We start from the raw sequence: 17,162 nt of genomic DNA on the forward strand, positions 1-17,162 counted from the left end.
AGCGAAGCGAAGCGCCGATGCCGAGACCGGATCGGTTTGCGCTTTAAGCAGAATTTTTTGGTTTACCCGGTGCGGGCTTATATGCGGAGCATCGCTCTTGAAATGCTCACAACGCAGGGGCTGCGTCTTTTGGAGAGTAGGTGCTAGGAGACGACTGATTTGCCTCTGGCCCACCGTACTGGTTTGCCGGCCGCAGGGGTGAGGGACACGCGCTGCGACGGGCGCTATTGAATCACTCCCGCGCAAAAAACGCAATGGCTTGTGCCCATGCCATTGTCCGGCAAGCTGGTCATGCCGCCTCTTCCCGTAGCGAGGTAATGGACGCTCCCGCCATGCACCGATCCAGATAGTCCGACCACCACTGCATCATCTTGGCCCGGGGCTTCAGGTACAAGGCGTGGTTGTATGCGGCGCTCGTGTCGTCGCGTTCCTGGTGCGCCAATTGCAGCTCGATCTGCTCGTGCGGCCAGCCGTGCTCATGCAGCACCGTCGAGGCAATGCCGCGGAATCCATGCCCGGTCATCCTGCCTTTGTAGCCCATGCGCTCCAGCGCCTTGAGGATGGTGTTGTTCGACATGGGCTTGTCGTGGTTCCGGTCGCCAGGAAAGAGCAGGGCGCGGTGCCCAGTCAGGGTGTGCAGGTTGCGCAGCAACTGGACCGCCTGGCGCGACAGCAGGACGATGTGCGGCGCCTTCATCTTCATGCGCTCCGCGGGGATGTCCCAGCGGGCATTGTCGAGGTCGAATTCCTCCCAGCGAGCCCCGATGAGTTCGCTGGTGCGGACAAAAGTCATTGCCATGAGCTTCATCGCCAAGCGGGTGACGCTGCTGCCCTGGTAGACCTCGATGTGCCGCAGCAGCTCGGGCAGTTCCTTGGCGTCCAGGCGGGCGTAGTTCTGCTTCTTGCGGGTCGTCAGGATGTCGCTGGGCCGGATTTCCGTGGCGGGGTTACGCGTGGCGTGGCCGTGGGCGATCGCATAGCGGAATATCTGTCCGCAGGTTTGCAGCGAGCGCTTGGCAATGTCGAGCGCGCCTCGCTCCTCGATGGCCTTGGTCATCTTCACCAGTTCGGGGGCCTGGACTTCATCGATGGGCCGATTCCCCAGGAGCGGAAACACGTCGCTTTCCAGCCGACGGATGACGTATTCTGCGTGGCGGGCGCTTCGGGCCGGCGACCAATGCTCCCACCAACTCCGCGCCACCTGCTGGAAGGTTATCTTGGCTTGGACGACCTGCTGCTTGCGCTCGGCGACAGGGTTTGCCCCCGCCGCCAACAGCTTGCGCGCCGCCTGATGCGCCTCACGGGCTTCGGCCAAGGTCACTTCGGGGTACACCCCCAGCGCCATGACCTTCTCTTTGCCGTCGAATCGGTACTTCCAGCGCCAGTACTTGCCCGCCTGGTTCACGAGCAGGTACAGGCCGCCTCCATCAGAAAGCTTGCGCGGTTTGTCAGAGGGCTTTGCCTTGCGAATTTGAAGATCGGTGAGCGGCATTGGGGGTATCTGGATATGGGGGTATCGATGGATACCCCCAAAGCTACCCCCAATCGCGCTGGATCGCAACGGACTGGCTTGGACGCCTTTGGAAAGAAAAAACCCCGTAAATCGTTGAATTTACGGGGTTTTCGCATCATCCTGGACTTGCCTGGGCAAAAATTTGGCGGAGAGGGTGGGATTCGAACCCACGGTACGGGGTTACCGTACGCCTGATTTCGAGTCAGGTACATTCGACCACTCTGCCACCTCTCCGGTATCCGATTTGCCTGCCAGGCCAAGCCTGGAGGAAGACTGCCTGCAGCGCCAGGCGCCGTGGTCGTCGGGCAGTCGTCCGGATCTTCACTTTCCGAAAAAAGCGAAGACCGAGACTATATCAGAAAAAACGCAGGCCGGCGCAAGCCGGCGCCGCCGCCGCCCGGGCCGGCTAGCCTTCGTCCGCCGTCTTGGCGCTGGCGCGGCTGCGCGAGGTGGCGGTTTTGGCGGCGCGCTTGCGCGCCCGCTTGGCCGGCGCGGCAGCGGGTTCGGCGGGCGGCTCCGGGTCCATGGCCGCCGCCGCGGGCGGCGCGCCGGGTTCGGGCGTCTCGGCCGGCAGGGCCAGTTCGCCCTTGCGGCGCGAGCGCCGCTTTTTTTCGCCCGGCGAGGCGGGCCCGGCCGCCGGGGGCTGCGGGTCCGTTCCGGCCGCCGGCATGGCCGGCACCGGTGCGGCCGGCACGGGCGCATCGACCGAAGCCGGCGCAGGTGCGCCCGCAGCCGCCGGCGCGCCGCCCGTCGCTTCGGCCGGCCCCCTGTCTGCACCCCGGTCCCGGTTGCGCCGCCGTCCACGCTCGCTGTCCTTCTCGCGCGCTGGCGCCGCCTCGCGTGCCGCGCCATTGTCGGCAGCCGCCGGCGGCGTCGAGCCGGCTTCCCGGTATACGTAGGCCCCTGACTTCTCGTCGCGCCCGAACTGCAGCAGCCCGCGCGCCTGGGCCTCTTCCAGCAGGTTGCCGAAGGCGCGGAATCCGTAGTAGGACTCGTTGAAGTCGGGCTTGCGGCGCTTGATGGCTTCTTTCAGCATCGAGGCCCAGATCTTGCCGGTGTCGCCGCGCTCGGAGGCCAGCGCCTCGAAGGTTTCGACGGCGATCTCGATGGCCTGGCTGCGGCGCGCTTCGACGTCTTCCTTGCGGCGCTTGTCCTCGTCGCGGCGCGCGCCGTTCTGCCCGCCGTTGTCCTGGGCCTGCTTGCGGGCCGCCTTGCGCACCTGCTCGCGCACCAGGTCGTCGTAGAAGATGAATTCGTCGCAATTGGCGATCAGCAGGTCCGAGGTCGATTGCTTGATGCCCACGCCGATCACCTGCTTGGCGTTCTCGCGCAGCTTGGAGACCAGCGGCGAGAAGTCCGAGTCGCCGCTGACGATGACGAAGGTGTCCACGTGCGATTTGGTGTAGCAAAGGTCCAGCGCGTCCACGACCAGCCGGATGTCGGCCGAGTTCTTGCCCGACTGGCGCACGTGCGGGATCTCGATCAGCTCGAAGTTCGCCTCGTGCATGGCGTTCTTGAAGGCCTTGTAGCGGTCCCAGTCGCAATAGGCCTTCTTGACCACGATGCTGCCCTTGAGCAGCAGGCGCTCCAGGATGGGGCGCATGTCGAATTTTTCGTACTTGGCGTCGCGCACGCCCAGGGCGACGTTCTCGAAGTCGCAGAAGACGGCCATGCTCAGGCTGTCGGGGGACGATGCCATGGGAAATCCTGTCAGAAAGGGGAATCAGCTGCACATAGTAAAGGCATGGCGGGCCGGCGTCGCGCAAGGCGGTGCGATGGCATGCTGCGCTGCACCGTCCGCGCGCTAGAATCGACCGGTACGTTCCGACCAAGGAGGTCTCATGCTCAAGGGTAAGGTTGCGGTCGTCACCGGTTCGACCAGCGGGATCGGGCTGGCAATGGCCAAGGGTTTTGCGGCGCAAGGCGCCAACGTGGTGCTCAACGGCCTGGGCGATGCCCGGCAGATCGAACAGGTGCGCGCCGGCATCGAGCAGGAGTTCGGCGTCAAGGCGCTGTTCGACGGCGCCGACCTCACGTCGGGCCAGGCCGTGCGCCAACTGGTGGCCGGGGCGGTCGAGCAGCTGGGCAGCATCGATATCCTGGTCAACAACGCCGGCATCCAGCACACCGCGCTGATCGAGGATTTCCCCGTCGAGAAGTGGGACGCCATCATCGCGCTGAACCTCTCGGCGGTGTTTCACGGCACCGCCGCGGCGCTGCCGCATATGAAGCGGCAACAGTGGGGGCGCATCATCAACATCGCCTCGGCGCACGGGCTGGTGGCCTCGGCCAACAAGTCGGCCTACGTGGCGGCCAAGCACGGCGTGATCGGCCTGACCAAGACCACGGCGCTGGAGACCGCCGGCAGCGGCGTGACCGCCAACGCCATCTGCCCGGGCTGGGTGCGCACGCCGCTGGTCGAACAGCAGATCACCGCCATCGCCCAGAGCAAGAAGATCAGCCAGGAGGAGGCCGCGCGCGAGCTGCTGGCCGAGAAGCAGCCCTCGCTGCAATTCGTCACGCCCGAGCAGCTGGCCGGCACGGCGGTATACCTGGCTTCGGACGCGGCTGCGCAGGTCACCGGCACCAGCATTTCGGTGGACGGCGGCTGGACGGCGCGCTGAAGCCCTGCGCTGGGGGATAATTCCGCGCATCGCCGCGCCCGCCCCCCGGCGCGCCCGGCTGCGCCCCCGCCCGGGCAGGGCGGGCGGCGCGGCCTTCCCATTTTTTCCGGAGTTCTCATGCTGTTCCTGCTTTCGCCGGCCAAGAAGCTGGATTACGACACGCCGCTGCGCCACACCCAGCACACCCAGCCGCTGTTCGTGGACCAGGCCGCCCGCCTGATCGAGACGCTCAAGACCTATTCGGCCGATGACATCGCCAAGCTGATGGACCTGAGCCCGGCGCTGGCGGCGCTGAACGCGGAGCGTTACGCGCAATGGCAGCCTTCGTTCACGCCGGCCGATTCGCGCCAGGCCATCCTGGCCTTCAACGGCGATGTGTACGAGGGCCTGGATGCGCCCAGCCTCTCGCCCGCGCAGCTGGATTGGGCGCAAGAGCACGTGGCCATCCTCAGCGGGCTGTACGGCGTGCTGCGTCCGCTCGACCTGATGCGCCCCTACCGGCTGGAGATGGGCACGCGGCTGCCCACCGAGGCGGGCAGGAACCTGTACGAGTTCTGGGGCGAGCGCATCGCGCAATACCTGAACGAGCGCTTGCAGTCCCAGCGCACGCCGGTGGTGATCAACCTGGCTTCCGAAGAATATTTCAAGGCCGTCTCGGCCAAGACCCTCAAGGCGCGCGTGGTGCAGTGCGTGTTCCAGGACTGGAAGAGCGGCGCCTGGAAGGTCGTCAGCTTTCATGCCAAGCGCGCCCGCGGCCTGATGGCGCGTTATGCGATCGAGACCAAGGCGGCCACGCCCGAGAAGCTGCAGGGCTTTGCCAGCGAGGGCTATGCCTATGACGCGCAGGCCTCGTCGCCGGACAAGCTGGTGTTCCGGCGCAAGCAGGGCTAGCGGTCCATGTCCTCTGCCGAAGCGTCCGCCGACTTCGTCACCGCGCTGGCTCGCGGCCTGGAGGTCATCCGCGCGTTCTCGAGCACGCGCCCGGAGATGACCTTGAGCGAGATCGCCGGGCTGACCGGGCTGAGCCCGGCGACCGTGCGCCGTTCCTTGCTGACGCTGCTGGCGCTGGGCTACGTCAAGCAGAACGGCCGGCGTTTCGTGCTGACTTCGCGCGTGCTGCAGCTGGCCGCGGCCTTCGTCGAGTCGATGAACCTGAAGGAGGTGGCGCAGGTCTACCTGCAGGAGCTGGCCGACGCTTTCCACGACGCCGCTTCGCTGACCATCCTGGACGGCCGCGATGTCGTCTATATCGCGCACGTGCCCACCCAGCGCCCGGTGCAGCTGCGCCAGTACGTGGGTGCGCGCATGCCCGCCCATGCGGCCTCCACGGGCTATGCCATGCTTGCCCATATGGACCCGGCCCGGCTCGAAGCCTACCTGGCGCAGGCGCCTTTCGAGGTCTTCACGCCCAGGACGCCCAGCTCGGCCGCCGAGCTGCGGGCCATCCTGGAGCAGGTGCGGCGCGACGGCTACGCGGTCGCGCACGACGCCATCGCCTTCGGCACCATCGCGGTGGCGGTGCCGATACAGGACGCCGAGGGCCGGGTGATCGCCGCCATCAACTGCTCGGCCGATTCCACGCGGGTGGACCGCGAGACGCTGGTGGCCACGCGCCTGCCGCCCATGCGGCGCGCGGCCCAGCAGATCAACCGCGCGCTGGTCCAGTATCCGGCGCTGGCCCGGTCGGTGCAGCCTTAGCCGGCCGCGCGCCGGCTAAGGTGCGCGGGCACGCTCATTCCATCTTGATGTTGCCGATCCTGGCGATCTGGCGAGTGCGCTCGGTTTCGCGGTCGATCAGCGCATCGAGCTCGGCCGGGGTCATGGCCGTGGGCTGGGTGCCTTGCTTGATCAGCTGCTCGCGAAAATCCGGGTCCTGCAGCACCTTGGCCAGCGCCTCGTTGATGCGCGTGACGATGGCTTGCGGCGTGCCGGCGGGCGCGAAGAAGGCGTACCAGCTGCCGATGTTCAGCTCCTTGTAGCCCAGCTCGTCGAAGGTGGGCACCTCGGGCAGCAGGGGCGAGCGCTCCTCGCCGGAAATGGCCAGGATCTTGACGTTGCCCGAGGCGATGTGCCCCTGGACCGTGGCCAGGGCCGGGAAGGTCATCAGGATCTGCTGCCCCACCACATCGGTCACCGCCGGCGCCGAACCCTTGTAGGGCACGTGGATCAGCTTGCTGCCGGTCACCTGGTTGTACATCTCGCCCATCAGGTGAGGGTGGCTGCCCACGCCGAACGAGCCGTAGGCGAGCTTGTCGCCCTGCTCGCGCGTATAGGCGGCCAGCGATTTCAGGTCCTGGGCCGGCGTGCGGGTGGACACGGCCAGCCCCAGGTTCAGGTAGCACACCGTGCCCACCGGCACGAAGTCCTTCTTGATGTCGTAGCTCAGCTTCTGCTGCAGGGCGGGATTGAGCACGAAGGTGGCGTCGTTGGTGAACATCAGCGTGTAGCCGTCGGGCGCGGCGCGGGCCACGTTGGCCGCGGCGATCGCGGTGTTGCCGCCGGCCATGTTCTCCACGATCATGGGCTGGCCCAGCGCGTTGCCCAGCTGCTTGCCGACCAGGCGGGCCAGGATGTCGGTGGCGCCGCCCGGGGCATAGGGCACGACGATGCGCACGGGCTTGGAAGGGTAGTCCTGCGCCGCGGCCCCGAAGGCCAGGGCGGGGGCGCACAGCAGGGCGGCCGCAAGGCGCAGCCCCTTGGCGGGCAGCAAGCCGAAGGCGCGGCGTGGGGCAGTGTTTTTCATGATGTCTCCTTGGTGCGCTCTTTGGCCGGCGATGCGGCCGCGGCGCTTGGGGGTCGGGAGCGCGGGCCGGCCGTCAGGCCGGCTGCGCCGTCACGGGGACCGCGCGCGCCAGCAGGTCGCGCTCGGCCTTGAGCTTGAATTTCTCCACCCGCTGGGTGGCGGTCTTGGGCAGGGTCTCGGTAAACACCACGTAGCGCGGAACCTTGATGGGCGCCAGGTGGCTGGCCACCCAGCGGGCCACTTCCTGGGCATCCAGGCGGGCCTGGGGGTGCGGCACCACGACCGCCAGGATGTCCTCCTCGCCCAGCGGCGCGGGCACGCCGATGGCCGCGGCCTCCAGGATGTCGGGGTGCATCGACAGCACCCGGTCCAGCTCGGCGCCGGCCACGTTCTCGCCGCGCACGCGGATGATGTCCTTCTGGCGCGCCACGAACCAGTAGTAGCCGTCCTCGTCCTGCCAGGCGATGTCGCCCGTCAGGAACCAGCCATCGTGAAAGGCGGCGGCGGTGCGCTCGGGGTCGCGGAAGTAGCCCAGCATCAGGGTGGGGGTGCGCACCAGCAGCTGGCCGGGCGTGCCGGGCGGCACGTCGCGCATCTGCGCATCGACCACCCGCAGTTCGGGCTGCGGCAGCACCGGGTCCAGGTGCGGCGAGACGCAGCCCATGCTGCCCAGCTTGCGCGGGCCCTTGAAGGGGTTGGACAGCACGCCGGGGATTTCCGTCATGCCATAGCATTCGATCAGCGTGGGCAGGTGGAATTCTTCCTGGAAGGTCTTGAGCAGGAAGGCATCCAGGGGCGCCACGAAGGCCTTGGTCAACGCATGGCCGGCGTCGAATTCCTCGCGCGGGCGCTTGGCCAGGATGGTGGCGGCCGCGCCGATGAGATTGACCGTCGTGGCCCGCGAGGCGGCGGCCACGCGCCAGAACGCCGAGGCGGAGAAGCGCCGCACCAGCACCAGCGTGGCCCCGGCCGCCAGCGTGCCGCCCAGGGAATAGAACAGCGCGTTGATGTGAAAAAGCGGCAGCACGCACATCGCCCGGTCGTGGGGCTGCAGGTACAGGCGCACCACGAAGGCTTCGGCGGTCAGCACGTAGCCGCGCTGGCCGTGCATGGCGCCCTTGGGCGAGCCGGTGGTGCCCGAGGTGTAGATGAATACGCAGGGGGCCTCGGGGGCGGCGGCGCAGGCGGGCAACGGCGCGCTGCACGCGTCGATCTCGGCGGCCAGGCCGGGCGCCCCGTCCAGGGGTTCGTTGGCGACGATCCAGGGCTGGCGCGGCAGGTCGGCGCAGGCGAGCATGGTCCGCTCGTACCGGTCGCCTGCGCACACCACGCCCGACACGTCCGCGTTGGCAAAGACATAGGCGGCCTCGGCCGGCCCGAATTCCGGGTTGACCGGCACCATCACGGCGCCCAGCCAGGCCAGGCCCAGCAGCAGCGATACGGTGCTAGGGTGGTTGGCCGAGTACACGCCCACGCGGTCCCCGGCCCGCACGCCGCGCGCGGCCAGCCAGGCGGCGGTGCGCCGCATCCGGGCATCGAGCTGTGCGTAGCTCCAGCGGGCGTGCTCGAATTCCAGGCAGGGCTTGTCGCCCAGCACGGCCGCCCGGCTTTGCAGCAGGCCGGGCAGGGTGTAGCCGTGCGCGGGATAGCGGCCGACCACGTCGGCCGGTTCGATCAGGGCGGGGCAGGGGGCGGGCATGGCGTCTCCTTCAGGCCGATGCCGCGCCAGGGCCGTCCTGCAGGCCGGCCTCGGCCAGTTCGGCCAGCCGAAAGCCCAGGGGCTGCTCGCGCTCTTCCATGAGATGGCCCAGCAGCGAGGCGGTGCGCGCCAGCAGCGGGATGCCGCGCAAGGCCGGCAGCGGGAACCCGGCATCGAGCAGCACCGCGGGGATGGCGGCCGAGACGTTCATGGGCAGAAAGCGCCCATACACGGCCTGGACCTGGCCTTCGACGGCCCGCAGCGCCTGCACGTGGCGGCCCGCCACGCCTTCTTCCTGCGCCAGGGCCAGCAGGCGCTGCGCGCGGGGATCGGCCTGGCGGTGCACCGGGTGGCCGAAGCCGGGCAGCGGCAGCCTGGCCTGGCGCAGCTGCTTCAGGTGGGCCAGCGCCGCGGCCTGGAGCTCGCCGTCCTGCGCCTCGCCGAGGATCCGGGCCAGCATCTGGCCCGCCGTCTCCGAGGCGCCCAGGATGACCGAGCCGCAGCCCAGCAGGCCGGCGCTGACCGCGCCTTGCAAGGCGTCCGGCGCGGCGGCGTAGGTCATGCGGGCGGCCTGTATCGAAGGCACCAGCCCATGCTCGGCAATCGCCACCAGGCAGGCATCGACCATGCGCGAGAGCCTGGGCGTGGGGCGCTCCCCGGTCAGCAGCAGCAGGAAGTAATCGGTAAAGCCCACCTTGCCGATCAGGTCCTTGCACAGATCCTGCCCGCGGACGGTGATGGCGTCTGCGCGCACCTGGGCGATGGCGCTGTGTGTCCCCTTGGAGGCCATGATTTTCCCTTTATTTGTTCGCTATTCGTTCGCTATACGAAATTATTTTCGTATCACGCATGTATTGTGAGACGGGCCGGGCGGCGTGTCAATGCGGGGGAAACCGCCGCAGGGCGGGCGGGGCGACGCGGCGGCGCGCCTTCAGGCGGCCTTGGCCCTGGGCGGCGGGACAGGGCCGTCGGCCGCCTCCAGCGTGCCCAGCTCGTTGCGGATCAGCTGGGCGGCCTTGGCCATCTGTCTGACCGGATAGGCCAGCGCCGCCAGGTCGCCGTCGGTTTCGATGGCCACTGGCTCCAGGGTGCCGGGCAGCGCTTCTTCGTCCAGCAGGGCCTGGACCTGTTCCAGCGTCTTGCCGATGCCCGGCGGCGTGGCCGGCAGGTCGGCCAGCAAGGGCACGGTGGCGGCGATCTGCGAGGCCAGGATGTGGTTCTGGATCAGCAGGTTGTTGACTTCGGGCACGTGCCGCTGGCGCGAGCGCGGCTCGTTCATCATGCGATAGAAGGCCTCGGCCATGTTGCCGAAGGCCACGTGCACGTTCTTGCGCGCCAGCTGGAAGGCGAAATCGGCGCTCTGCACGTCGGCAGGGGCCTGCGCCGCGAAGTCGCCGGGCCCGGCCTGGGCCGGGGCTGCGCTGACCCCTGGCTCGCTGGCGGCGTGCCGGGCCTGCATGACCGCGGCATAGCGCAGGCCGGCGCGCAGGTACTGCCGGTTGGCCGACAGCGCCGCGCGGGCCAGCGGCGCCATGTAGCGGTATTCCCACCAGGGCAGCACGTAGCTGCAGGCCAGCGCGATGGCGCAGCCCACGATGGTGTCGATGGCGCGCTCGCCCACCACCGCCAGCGTGCCCGGCGAGATGAAATGGAAGGCCAGCAGCACGAACAGCGTGTTGAAGATCGAGCTGGCCATGTAGTTGACCAGCAGCAGGCTGTTGCCCATGATGCAGGCCGCCACCATGATGGCGAACAGGGCGCCGGGCTCGTCGGTCAGCTCGAAGGCGCCCACGGCCAGGGCGCAGCCCAGCAGCGTGCCCAGCAGCCGCCAGCCGTTGCGCTGGCGGGTCAGGGCAAAGCCCGGCTTCATGATGATGAGGATGGTCAGCACGATCCAGTAGCCGTGCGGCTGCAGCGTGGGCACGAAGGCGGTCAGCGTCATGGCGATGGACGCGGCCAGCGTCACCCGCAGCGCGAAGCGGCAATGCGGCGAATCCAGCCGCAGGTTGCTGGTGATCATGCCCAGCCGGAACTCCTGGCGCGACAGGAACCGGCTCAGCGACTTGTCCAGCCGCAGGCGGCCTTGCGGCAGGGCGTCGGCCGCGGCCCGCGTGTGCTCGTACAGCCGGTCCACCACGCGCGCCGCGTTGCGCAGGCGGCGCTGCACCTGCACCAGCAGGGCGTAGACCTCCGGGTCGCGCTCGGGCCAGCCCTGCTGGCGCAGCTGTTCCAGTTCGTATTCGATGGCGCGCAGCTCGGCCTTGACGCTGGTGCGATGCTCGGCACGGCGGTTGCGCGAGACGGCCAGCGCCACGTGCTCGAGCTCCAGCGACATCTTGCGCAGGGCATCGCGCGCGAACAGCAGCACGTCGGCCTCGCGCAGCGCGCGGCGCAAGGTGGCATAGTCGGTGTGCGTGGCGATCAGCGTATCGAGCAGCGCGATCATGTCCACGAACAGGTTCCACAGCATGATGCGGCGCCGGTCGCCCGGCCCGGCGCCGCGCGGCAGCACGCGCAGCACCATGTCGCGCGCGGCCTGGTGCTTCTCGGTCATCGCCGACTGGCGCCGGATCATGGTGCGATAGCAGTCCTCCAGGTCGTTGTCCACGTCGTAGAAGGCCGCGCGCGCCGCCACGTATTCGGCGGTGGCGAACAGGGCCAGCGACAGCGCCTGCTGCTCTTCGCGCAGGTTGGACAGGCGGCTGACCAGGGTGCTGAACAGCAGGTAGAACAGCCCGCCGCCCAGCGTGGCCGCCGCATGCACGGCCGCTTCGTTCATCGTCAGCGGCGCGTGCATGGTCAGCGTCATCAGCAGCAGGCAGGCAAAGCCGATCTGGCTGCCCTTGCGCCCGAATACCGAGAACATGGAAAAGGCGAAGCACTGCGCGATGACGGCCAGCCAGATCGCCACCGGGTGGGACGAGGCGATGCCGGTCAGCGCCACGGTGGCCGTGCCCAGCAGGCTGCCGCCCAGCATCTCGTTGCGGCGGTGCCAGTGGGGGCCGGGCTGGTCGATGATGGCCACGCACAGCGCGCCGAAGGTGGCGGCCAGGCCCACCGCGTACTGGTTGAACAACCCGCCCAGCAGCAGCACCGGCGCGAGCATGCCCACCGCCTGCCGCACTCCGCCGAAGAAGAAATGGCTGTAGACGAAGCGGTGCAGGTGGGTCAGGCGCAGATCCATGGGCAACCGGCGTGGTAAGGATGCCGCACAGTATAGGGAATCGGCCGGGCCGCATTTGCCGAACTTTGCGCAACCCTGTAAAGTCTGTCGCCTTGCCGCCGTTCCGGGATCCCGGGCGGGGGCGCTGACAAGCTGCTGCCCGGGCCATCATCCGGGCAGATGCGCCAGTCTTTTTATCTTGCCTGCGGCCCCGCCAAAAGCGATGGTGCCGGGGCTTCCGTTTCGATCCAGAGCGTCCCCGTTTCCATGCCGGAAGGGGCGCGTGCGATGCGTTCTCGACGAACGCGGGCCGGATCGGCAGGGTGTCCGGGTGGAGCGGCTCCGTGAGCCGCAAAGCGCCGGGTCATGCTGCCGCAGCCGGGCCGATTCAGGCTGCCGCCGCAATCCGGGCGGGCAGCGGTCGGGGGGGCAAAGCCGGTTATGAAAGGAATTTCATGGAACTCAATGGCGCCGACATCGTCGTGCGCTGCCTGGCCGAAGAAGGCGTGGAACACGTTTTCGGCTATCCGGGCGGCGCTGTGCTGTACATCTACGACGCAATCTTCAAGCAAGACAAATTCCAGCACGTGCTGGTGCGCCACGAACAGGCCGCCGTGCACGCCGCCGACGCGTATTCGCGCTCCTCGGACAAGGTAGGCGTTTGCCTGGTCACCAGCGGGCCGGGCGTGACCAATGCCGTCACCGGCATCGCCACGGCCTACATGGACTCCATCCCGATGGTGATCATCACCGGCCAGGTGCCCACGCACGCCATCGGCGAGGACGCCTTCCAGGAGTGCGACACCGTGGGCATCACCCGGCCCTGCGTCAAGCACAACTTCCTGGTGCGCGACGTCAAGGACCTGGCCGAGACCCTGCGCAAGGCATTCCACATCGCGCGCACCGGCCGCCCCGGCCCGGTGCTGGTGGACATCCCCAAGGACGTGACCGTGGCGCATTGCAAGTTCACGCCCAAGCGCGGGGACATCGTCATGCGCTCCTACGCGCCGGTGGTCAAGGGGCACCAGGGCCAGATCAAGAAGGCCGTGCAGATGCTGCTCTCGGCCGAGCGGCCGATGATCTACACGGGCGGGGGCGTGATCCTGTCCGATGCCTCGGCCGAACTGGCGCGCGTGGTCGAGCTGCTGGGCGCGCCCTGCACCAACACGCTGATGGGCCTGGGCGCGCTGCCGGCCAGCAACCCCCACTACCTGGGCATGCCGGGCATGCACGGCACCTACGAGGCCAACATGGCCATGCAGCACTGCGACGTGCTGCTGGCCATCGGCGCGCGCTTTGACGACCGGGTGATCGGCAATCCCAGGCACTTCGCCCAGAATCCGCGCAAGATCATCCACATCGACATCGACCCCTCGTCGATTTCCAAGCGGGTGCGCGTGGACGTGCCCATCGTGGGCAACGTCAAGGACGTGCTCAACGACCTGATCGCGCAATACGAGGCCACGCCGGCCGATGCGCGGCCCACCAAGGCCACGCTGGCGCGCTGGTGGCAGCAGGTCGAGGGCTGGCGCGACAGGAAGTGCCTGGCCTATGCCGCCTCGGACGAGCTGATCAAGCCGCAGTTCGTGGTCGAGAAGCTGTGGGAAGTGACCGGCGGCGAGGCCTTCGTCACCTCGGACGTGGGCCAGCACCAGATGTGGGCGGCGCAGTACTACCGCTTCAACAAGCCGCGCCGCTGGATCAACTCGGGCGGGCTGGGCACCATGGGCGTGGGCCTGCCCTACGCCATGGGCGTGCAGATGGCCAACCCGGGCCAGGACGTGGCCTGCATCACGGGCGAGGCCTCCATCCAGATGAACATCCAGGAGCTCTCGACCTGCCAGCAGTACCACCTGAGCCCGAAGATCATCTGCCTGAACAACCGCTACCTGGGCATGGTGCGCCAGTGGCAGCAGATCGACTACGGCTCGCGCTATTCCGAGTCGTACATGGACTCGCTGCCCGACTTCGTCAAGCTGGCCGAGGCCTACGGCCACATGGGCATCCGCGTGGAAAAGCCCGCCGACGTCGAGCCGGCGCTGCGCGAGGCCTTCCGGCACAAGGACCGGCTGGTGTTCCTCGACTTCATCACCGATCGCACCGAGAACGTCTGGCCGATGGTCAAGGCCGGGCGCGGGTTGACCGAGATGCTGCTCGGTTCGGAAGATCTGTAGGAGCGAGAACATGAAACACGTGATTTCCGTGCTGATGGAAAACGAGCCCGGCGCGCTCTCGCGCGTGGTGGGGCTGTTCTCGGCACGCGGCTACAACATCGAGACGCTGACCGTGGCGCCGACCGAGGACCCGACGCTTTCGCGCCTGACCGTGGTCACGATCGGTTCGGACGAGGTGATCGAGCAGATCACCAAGCACCTGAACCGGCTGGTGGACGTGGTCAAGGTGGTGGACCTGACCGAGGGCGCGCACATCGAGCGCGAGCTCATGCTGATCAAGGTGCGCGCGGTCGGCAAGGAACGCGAGGAGATGAAGCGCATGGCCGACATCTTCCGCGGCCGCATCATCGACGTGACCGACAAGTCCTACACCATCGAGCTGACCGGCGTGCAGGAAAAGATCCAGGCCTTCATCGACGCGCTGGACCGCAGCGCCATCCTGGAGACCGTGCGCACCGGCGTATCGGGCATCGGGCGCGGCGAGCGGGTGCTCAAGCTCTAGGGGCCGGCGCAATCCGGCGATTCATACCAACAACGACGACATCGAACATTCGACATTCAGGAGAGGTTTTTCATGAAGGTTTTCTACGACAAGGATTGCGATCTGTCCCTGGTCAAGGGCAAGACGGTTGCCATCATCGGCTACGGCTCGCAGGGCCATGCCCATGCGCTGAACCTGCACGACTCGGGCGTGAAGGTGGTGGTGGGCCTGCGCCGCGGCGGCGCCTCGTGGAACAAGGCCGCCAACGCCGGCCTGCAGGTGCAGGAAGTGGCCGAGGCCGTCAAGGCCGCCGACGTGGTCATGATGCTGCTGCCCGACGAGAACATCGCCCAGGTGTACAAGTCGGAAGTGGCGCCCAACATCAAGGCCGGCGCGGCGCTGGCCTTCGCCCACGGCTTTAACGTGCACTACGGCCAGGTCGTGCCGCGCGACGATATCGACGTCATCATGGTCGCGCCCAAGGCGCCCGGCCACACCGTGCGCAGCACCTACAGCCAGGGCGGCGGCGTGCCCCACCTGGTGGCCGTCTACCAGGACAAGTCGGGCGCGGCGCGCGACATCGCGCTGTCCTACGCCAGCGCCAACGGCGGCGGACGTGCCGGCATCATCGAGACCAACTTCCGCGAAGAGACCGAAACCGACCTGTTCGGCGAGCAGGCCGTGCTGTGCGGCGGCACCGTCGAGCTGATCAAGGCCGGCTTCGATACGCTGGTCGAGGCCGGCTACGCGCCCGAGATGGCCTACTTCGAGTGCCTGCACGAGCTCAAGCTGATCGTGGACCTGATCTACGAGGGCGGCATCGCCAATATGAACTACTCGATCTCGAACAACGCCGAGTTCGGCGAGTACGAGACCGGCCCGAAGATGATCACCGAGGACACCCGCCGCGCCATGCGCGAGGTGCTCAAGGACATCCAGACCGGCGAGTACGCCAAGAAGTTCATCCTGGAGAACGCCGCCGGCGCCCCCACGCTGACCTCGCGCCGCCGCATCAACGCCGAATCGCAGATCGAGCAGGTCGGCGCCAAGCTGCGCGCCATGATGCCCTGGATCGCCGCCAACAAGCTGGTGGACCAGAGCAAGAACTGATCCGTGCTGGCCGCCCGTGTCCGGCCGCTGCGGCCTGACGGGCAGCTCGCGCGGCCGGCCGCGGCGCCGGCCAGGCTACTACGGGAGGCGCCTGCCTCCCGTAGTGCTTTATCCGCCCCGCGCGGCGCGTGCGCGACGGCGGCGGCGCGGTTTCTTGTTAATCTTCACCCCTGATGAACAAGCCCGCCTACCCCCATCCCCCCATCGCGCGCGAAGGCTGGCCCTTCGCCGGCGGCATGCTCGCGCTTGCCTTGCTGGCCACGCTGGTCTGGGGCTTTGCCGCCGCCTGGTTCCTGTGGCTCATCGCCGGCCTGGCGCTGCTGTGCCTGCGCGACCCGGCCCGGCTGGCGCCCGATGCGCCCGGCGCGGTGCTGGCCCCGGCCGATGGCCGGGTCATCGGCATCGAGCCGGCGCGCGACGAGTTCTCCGAGCGCGATGCGCTGCGCATCAGCCTGCTGGTGGGCCCCTTCGTCTCGCCGGCCTGCCGCGCGCCGGTGGGCGGCACGCTGGCGGGCCTGGCGCACGAGCCGGGCGGCTACGGCGATACGCGGCGCGCGCGCGCCATGCTGGAGAACGACCGCACGGCCCTCTTGATCGACGGCGTGCAGGGCCATCGCATCACCTGCGTGCTGGTGGCCGGCCCGCTGGCCCGGCGCGTGGCCTGCCAGGTGCGCGAAGGCGACGCCCTGGCGCGCGGCCAGCGCTGCGGCTACACGCCGCTGGGCTCGCGCGTGGACGTCTACCTGCCGCGCCAGGCCCGCCCGCGCGTGGCCGTGGGCGACAAGGTCACCGCCACCAGCACCGTGCTGGCCGACCTGCCCCTTATCGAATCCCAGAGCTGACACCATGCCCAACGCTTCCTTTCGCGATCCCGAACGCCGGCACCGCGGCATCTACCTGCTGCCCAATGCCTTCACCACGGCGGCGCTGTTCGCCGGCTTCTATGCGGTCGTGCAGGCCATGAATGGGCGCTTCGAGGCCGCCGCCATCGCCATCTTCGTGGCCATGGTGCTCGACGGCATGGACGGGCGCGTGGCGCGGCTGACCAACACGCAATCGGCCTTCGGCGAGCAGTACGACTCGCTGTCGGACATGACCTCCTTCGGCGTGGCGCCGGCGCTGGTCATCTACGAATGGGCGCTCAACGACCTGGGGCGCTGGGGCTGGCTGGCCGCCTTCGTCTACGTGGCCGGCGCGGCGCTGCGGCTGGCGCGCTTCAATACCAACATCGCGGTCATCGACAAACGCTTCTTCCAGGGGCTGCCCAGCCCCGCGGCCGCCGCGCTGGTGGCCGGCTTCGTCTGGCTGGCGGTGGACAACCGCCTGTCCATGACCAGCCCGGTGCTGGCCTGGACGGCCTTCGGACTGACGCTGTATGCCGGCGTGTCCATGGTCAGCAACGCGCCGTTCTACAGCGGCAAGTCCTTCGCGCTGGGGCGCAGCGTGCCCTTCTGGGTGATCCTGGTGGTGGTGGCGGTGTTCGTGTTCGTCTCCAGCGATCCGCCCATCGTGCTGTTCGGCCTGTTCGTGGTGTACGGCCTGTCGGGCTGGGTGGCGTGGGGCTGGCGCTGGAACCGCGCGCGGCGCCTGCAGATGGGGCGGCGCGGCGAGGGCTAGCTGTGAAGTGTCAAGAGGTTATATCCATCCAGATTGAG

14 protein-coding genes and 1 tRNA gene are annotated in these 17,162 nt (G+C 68.3%); 8 read left to right on the forward strand and 7 right to left on the reverse strand.

Going from position 1 to position 17,162, the window contains the following annotated elements; translation table 11 throughout:
* Positions 1 to 289: 289 nt before the first annotated feature.
* The 3 genes from V8Z80_RS20240 to V8Z80_RS20250 form a co-directional block, all read right to left on the reverse strand.
* Positions 290 to 1,492 carry a tyrosine-type recombinase/integrase gene (locus tag V8Z80_RS20240; protein ID WP_336063268.1) on the reverse strand — a complete coding sequence of 401 codons (1,203 nt, stop codon included), beginning with the start codon at positions 1,490 to 1,492 and terminating at the stop codon, positions 290 to 292.
* Positions 1,493 to 1,656: 164 nt separating this feature from the next.
* Positions 1,657 to 1,747 (reverse strand) — tRNA-Ser (locus V8Z80_RS20245).
* A gap of 172 nt (positions 1,748 to 1,919) precedes the next feature.
* Positions 1,920 to 3,212, reverse strand: coding sequence for an NYN domain-containing protein (locus V8Z80_RS20250; protein ID WP_442952011.1), 1,293 nt, complete (start codon positions 3,210 to 3,212; stop codon positions 1,920 to 1,922).
* A 142-nt stretch (positions 3,213 to 3,354) separates the two neighbouring features.
* On the opposite strand from V8Z80_RS20250, the gene V8Z80_RS20255 reads away from it, so the two are divergent.
* From V8Z80_RS20255 to V8Z80_RS20265, 3 genes are all read left to right on the forward strand, one after another.
* A complete protein-coding gene (locus V8Z80_RS20255; RefSeq protein ID WP_336063269.1) occupies positions 3,355 to 4,137 on the forward strand; it encodes a 3-hydroxybutyrate dehydrogenase in 783 nt (260 codons plus the stop codon).
* A gap of 117 nt (positions 4,138 to 4,254) precedes the next feature.
* On the forward strand, positions 4,255 to 5,028 hold the full coding sequence (gene yaaA / locus V8Z80_RS20260) for a peroxide stress protein YaaA (RefSeq protein WP_336063270.1): 774 nt from the start codon (positions 4,255 to 4,257) through the stop codon (positions 5,026 to 5,028).
* Positions 5,029 to 5,034: 6 nt separating this feature from the next.
* The gene (locus V8Z80_RS20265; protein ID WP_155196982.1) at positions 5,035 to 5,835 is read left to right on the forward strand and encodes an IclR family transcriptional regulator; all 801 of its coding nucleotides are present in this window, start codon (positions 5,035 to 5,037) and stop codon (positions 5,833 to 5,835) included.
* Positions 5,836 to 5,869: 34 nt separating this feature from the next.
* Here V8Z80_RS20265 and V8Z80_RS20270 read toward each other — a convergent pair whose 3' ends face one another.
* The 4 genes from V8Z80_RS20270 to V8Z80_RS20285 form a co-directional block, all read right to left on the reverse strand.
* Positions 5,870 to 6,880 (reverse strand): Bug family tripartite tricarboxylate transporter substrate binding protein, encoded by a 1,011-nt coding sequence (locus V8Z80_RS20270; RefSeq protein ID WP_155196983.1) that lies wholly within the window; start codon positions 6,878 to 6,880, stop codon positions 5,870 to 5,872.
* Positions 6,881 to 6,953: 73 nt separating this feature from the next.
* The gene (locus tag V8Z80_RS20275) at positions 6,954 to 8,579 is read right to left on the reverse strand and encodes a class I adenylate-forming enzyme family protein (RefSeq protein ID WP_155196984.1); all 1,626 of its coding nucleotides are present in this window, start codon (positions 8,577 to 8,579) and stop codon (positions 6,954 to 6,956) included.
* A 10-nt stretch (positions 8,580 to 8,589) separates the two neighbouring features.
* A complete protein-coding gene (locus V8Z80_RS20280) occupies positions 8,590 to 9,369 on the reverse strand; it encodes a citryl-CoA lyase (RefSeq protein ID WP_155196985.1) in 780 nt (259 codons plus the stop codon).
* A 141-nt stretch (positions 9,370 to 9,510) separates the two neighbouring features.
* Complete coding sequence (locus V8Z80_RS20285) at positions 9,511 to 11,763, reverse strand: FUSC family protein (protein WP_336063271.1); 2,253 nt, start codon at positions 11,761 to 11,763, stop codon at positions 9,511 to 9,513.
* Between the two features lie 434 nt (positions 11,764 to 12,197).
* Between V8Z80_RS20285 and V8Z80_RS20290 the strand changes: the two genes are divergently transcribed.
* The 5 genes from V8Z80_RS20290 to pssA all read left to right on the forward strand — a co-directional run bounded on the left by V8Z80_RS20290 (position 12,198) and on the right by pssA (position 17,124).
* Positions 12,198 to 13,916 (forward strand): acetolactate synthase 3 catalytic subunit, encoded by a 1,719-nt coding sequence (locus tag V8Z80_RS20290; protein WP_336063272.1) that lies wholly within the window; start codon positions 12,198 to 12,200, stop codon positions 13,914 to 13,916.
* 10 nt (positions 13,917 to 13,926) lie between these two features.
* Entirely contained in the window at positions 13,927 to 14,418 is a 492-nt protein-coding gene (gene ilvN, locus V8Z80_RS20295) for an acetolactate synthase small subunit (protein ID WP_155196988.1), read from the forward strand.
* Between the two features lie 72 nt (positions 14,419 to 14,490).
* Positions 14,491 to 15,507, forward strand: a complete 1,017-nt coding sequence (ilvC, locus tag V8Z80_RS20300; protein ID WP_155196989.1) for a ketol-acid reductoisomerase — start codon at positions 14,491 to 14,493, stop codon at positions 15,505 to 15,507.
* A 173-nt stretch (positions 15,508 to 15,680) separates the two neighbouring features.
* A complete protein-coding gene (locus V8Z80_RS20305; RefSeq protein ID WP_336063273.1) occupies positions 15,681 to 16,349 on the forward strand; it encodes a phosphatidylserine decarboxylase in 669 nt (222 codons plus the stop codon).
* 4 nt (positions 16,350 to 16,353) lie between these two features.
* Positions 16,354 to 17,124, forward strand: coding sequence for a CDP-diacylglycerol--serine O-phosphatidyltransferase (gene pssA / locus V8Z80_RS20310; RefSeq protein ID WP_155196991.1), 771 nt, complete (start codon positions 16,354 to 16,356; stop codon positions 17,122 to 17,124).
* Positions 17,125 to 17,162 lie beyond the last annotated feature (38 nt).

Origin of the sequence: Orrella sp. JC864 (assembly GCF_037026685.1) — a bacterium.
GTDB lineage: Bacteria > Pseudomonadota > Gammaproteobacteria > Burkholderiales > Burkholderiaceae_B > Orrella.

Coding starts and splice junctions, on each gene's coding strand:
- V8Z80_RS20255 (WP_336063269.1), top strand. CDS start 3,355: ATGCTCAAGGGTAAGGTTGCGGTCGTCACCGGTTCGACCAGCGGGATC.
- V8Z80_RS20305 (WP_336063273.1), top strand. CDS start 15,681: ATGAACAAGCCCGCCTACCCCCATCCCCCCATCGCGCGCGAAGGCTGG.
- V8Z80_RS20250 (WP_442952011.1), bottom strand. CDS start 3,212: ATGGCATCGTCCCCCGACAGCCTGAGCATGGCCGTCTTCTGCGACTTC.
- V8Z80_RS20240 (WP_336063268.1), bottom strand. CDS start 1,492: ATGCCGCTCACCGATCTTCAAATTCGCAAGGCAAAGCCCTCTGACAAA.
- V8Z80_RS20280 (WP_155196985.1), bottom strand. CDS start 9,369: ATGGCCTCCAAGGGGACACACAGCGCCATCGCCCAGGTGCGCGCAGAC.
- V8Z80_RS20265 (WP_155196982.1), top strand. CDS start 5,035: ATGTCCTCTGCCGAAGCGTCCGCCGACTTCGTCACCGCGCTGGCTCGC.
- V8Z80_RS20290 (WP_336063272.1), top strand. CDS start 12,198: ATGGAACTCAATGGCGCCGACATCGTCGTGCGCTGCCTGGCCGAAGAA.
- V8Z80_RS20270 (WP_155196983.1), bottom strand. CDS start 6,880: ATGAAAAACACTGCCCCACGCCGCGCCTTCGGCTTGCTGCCCGCCAAG.
- yaaA (WP_336063270.1), top strand. CDS start 4,255: ATGCTGTTCCTGCTTTCGCCGGCCAAGAAGCTGGATTACGACACGCCG.
- pssA (WP_155196991.1), top strand. CDS start 16,354: ATGCCCAACGCTTCCTTTCGCGATCCCGAACGCCGGCACCGCGGCATC.
- V8Z80_RS20285 (WP_336063271.1), bottom strand. CDS start 11,763: ATGGATCTGCGCCTGACCCACCTGCACCGCTTCGTCTACAGCCATTTC.
- V8Z80_RS20275 (WP_155196984.1), bottom strand. CDS start 8,579: ATGCCCGCCCCCTGCCCCGCCCTGATCGAACCGGCCGACGTGGTCGGC.
- ilvN (WP_155196988.1), top strand. CDS start 13,927: ATGAAACACGTGATTTCCGTGCTGATGGAAAACGAGCCCGGCGCGCTC.
- ilvC (WP_155196989.1), top strand. CDS start 14,491: ATGAAGGTTTTCTACGACAAGGATTGCGATCTGTCCCTGGTCAAGGGC.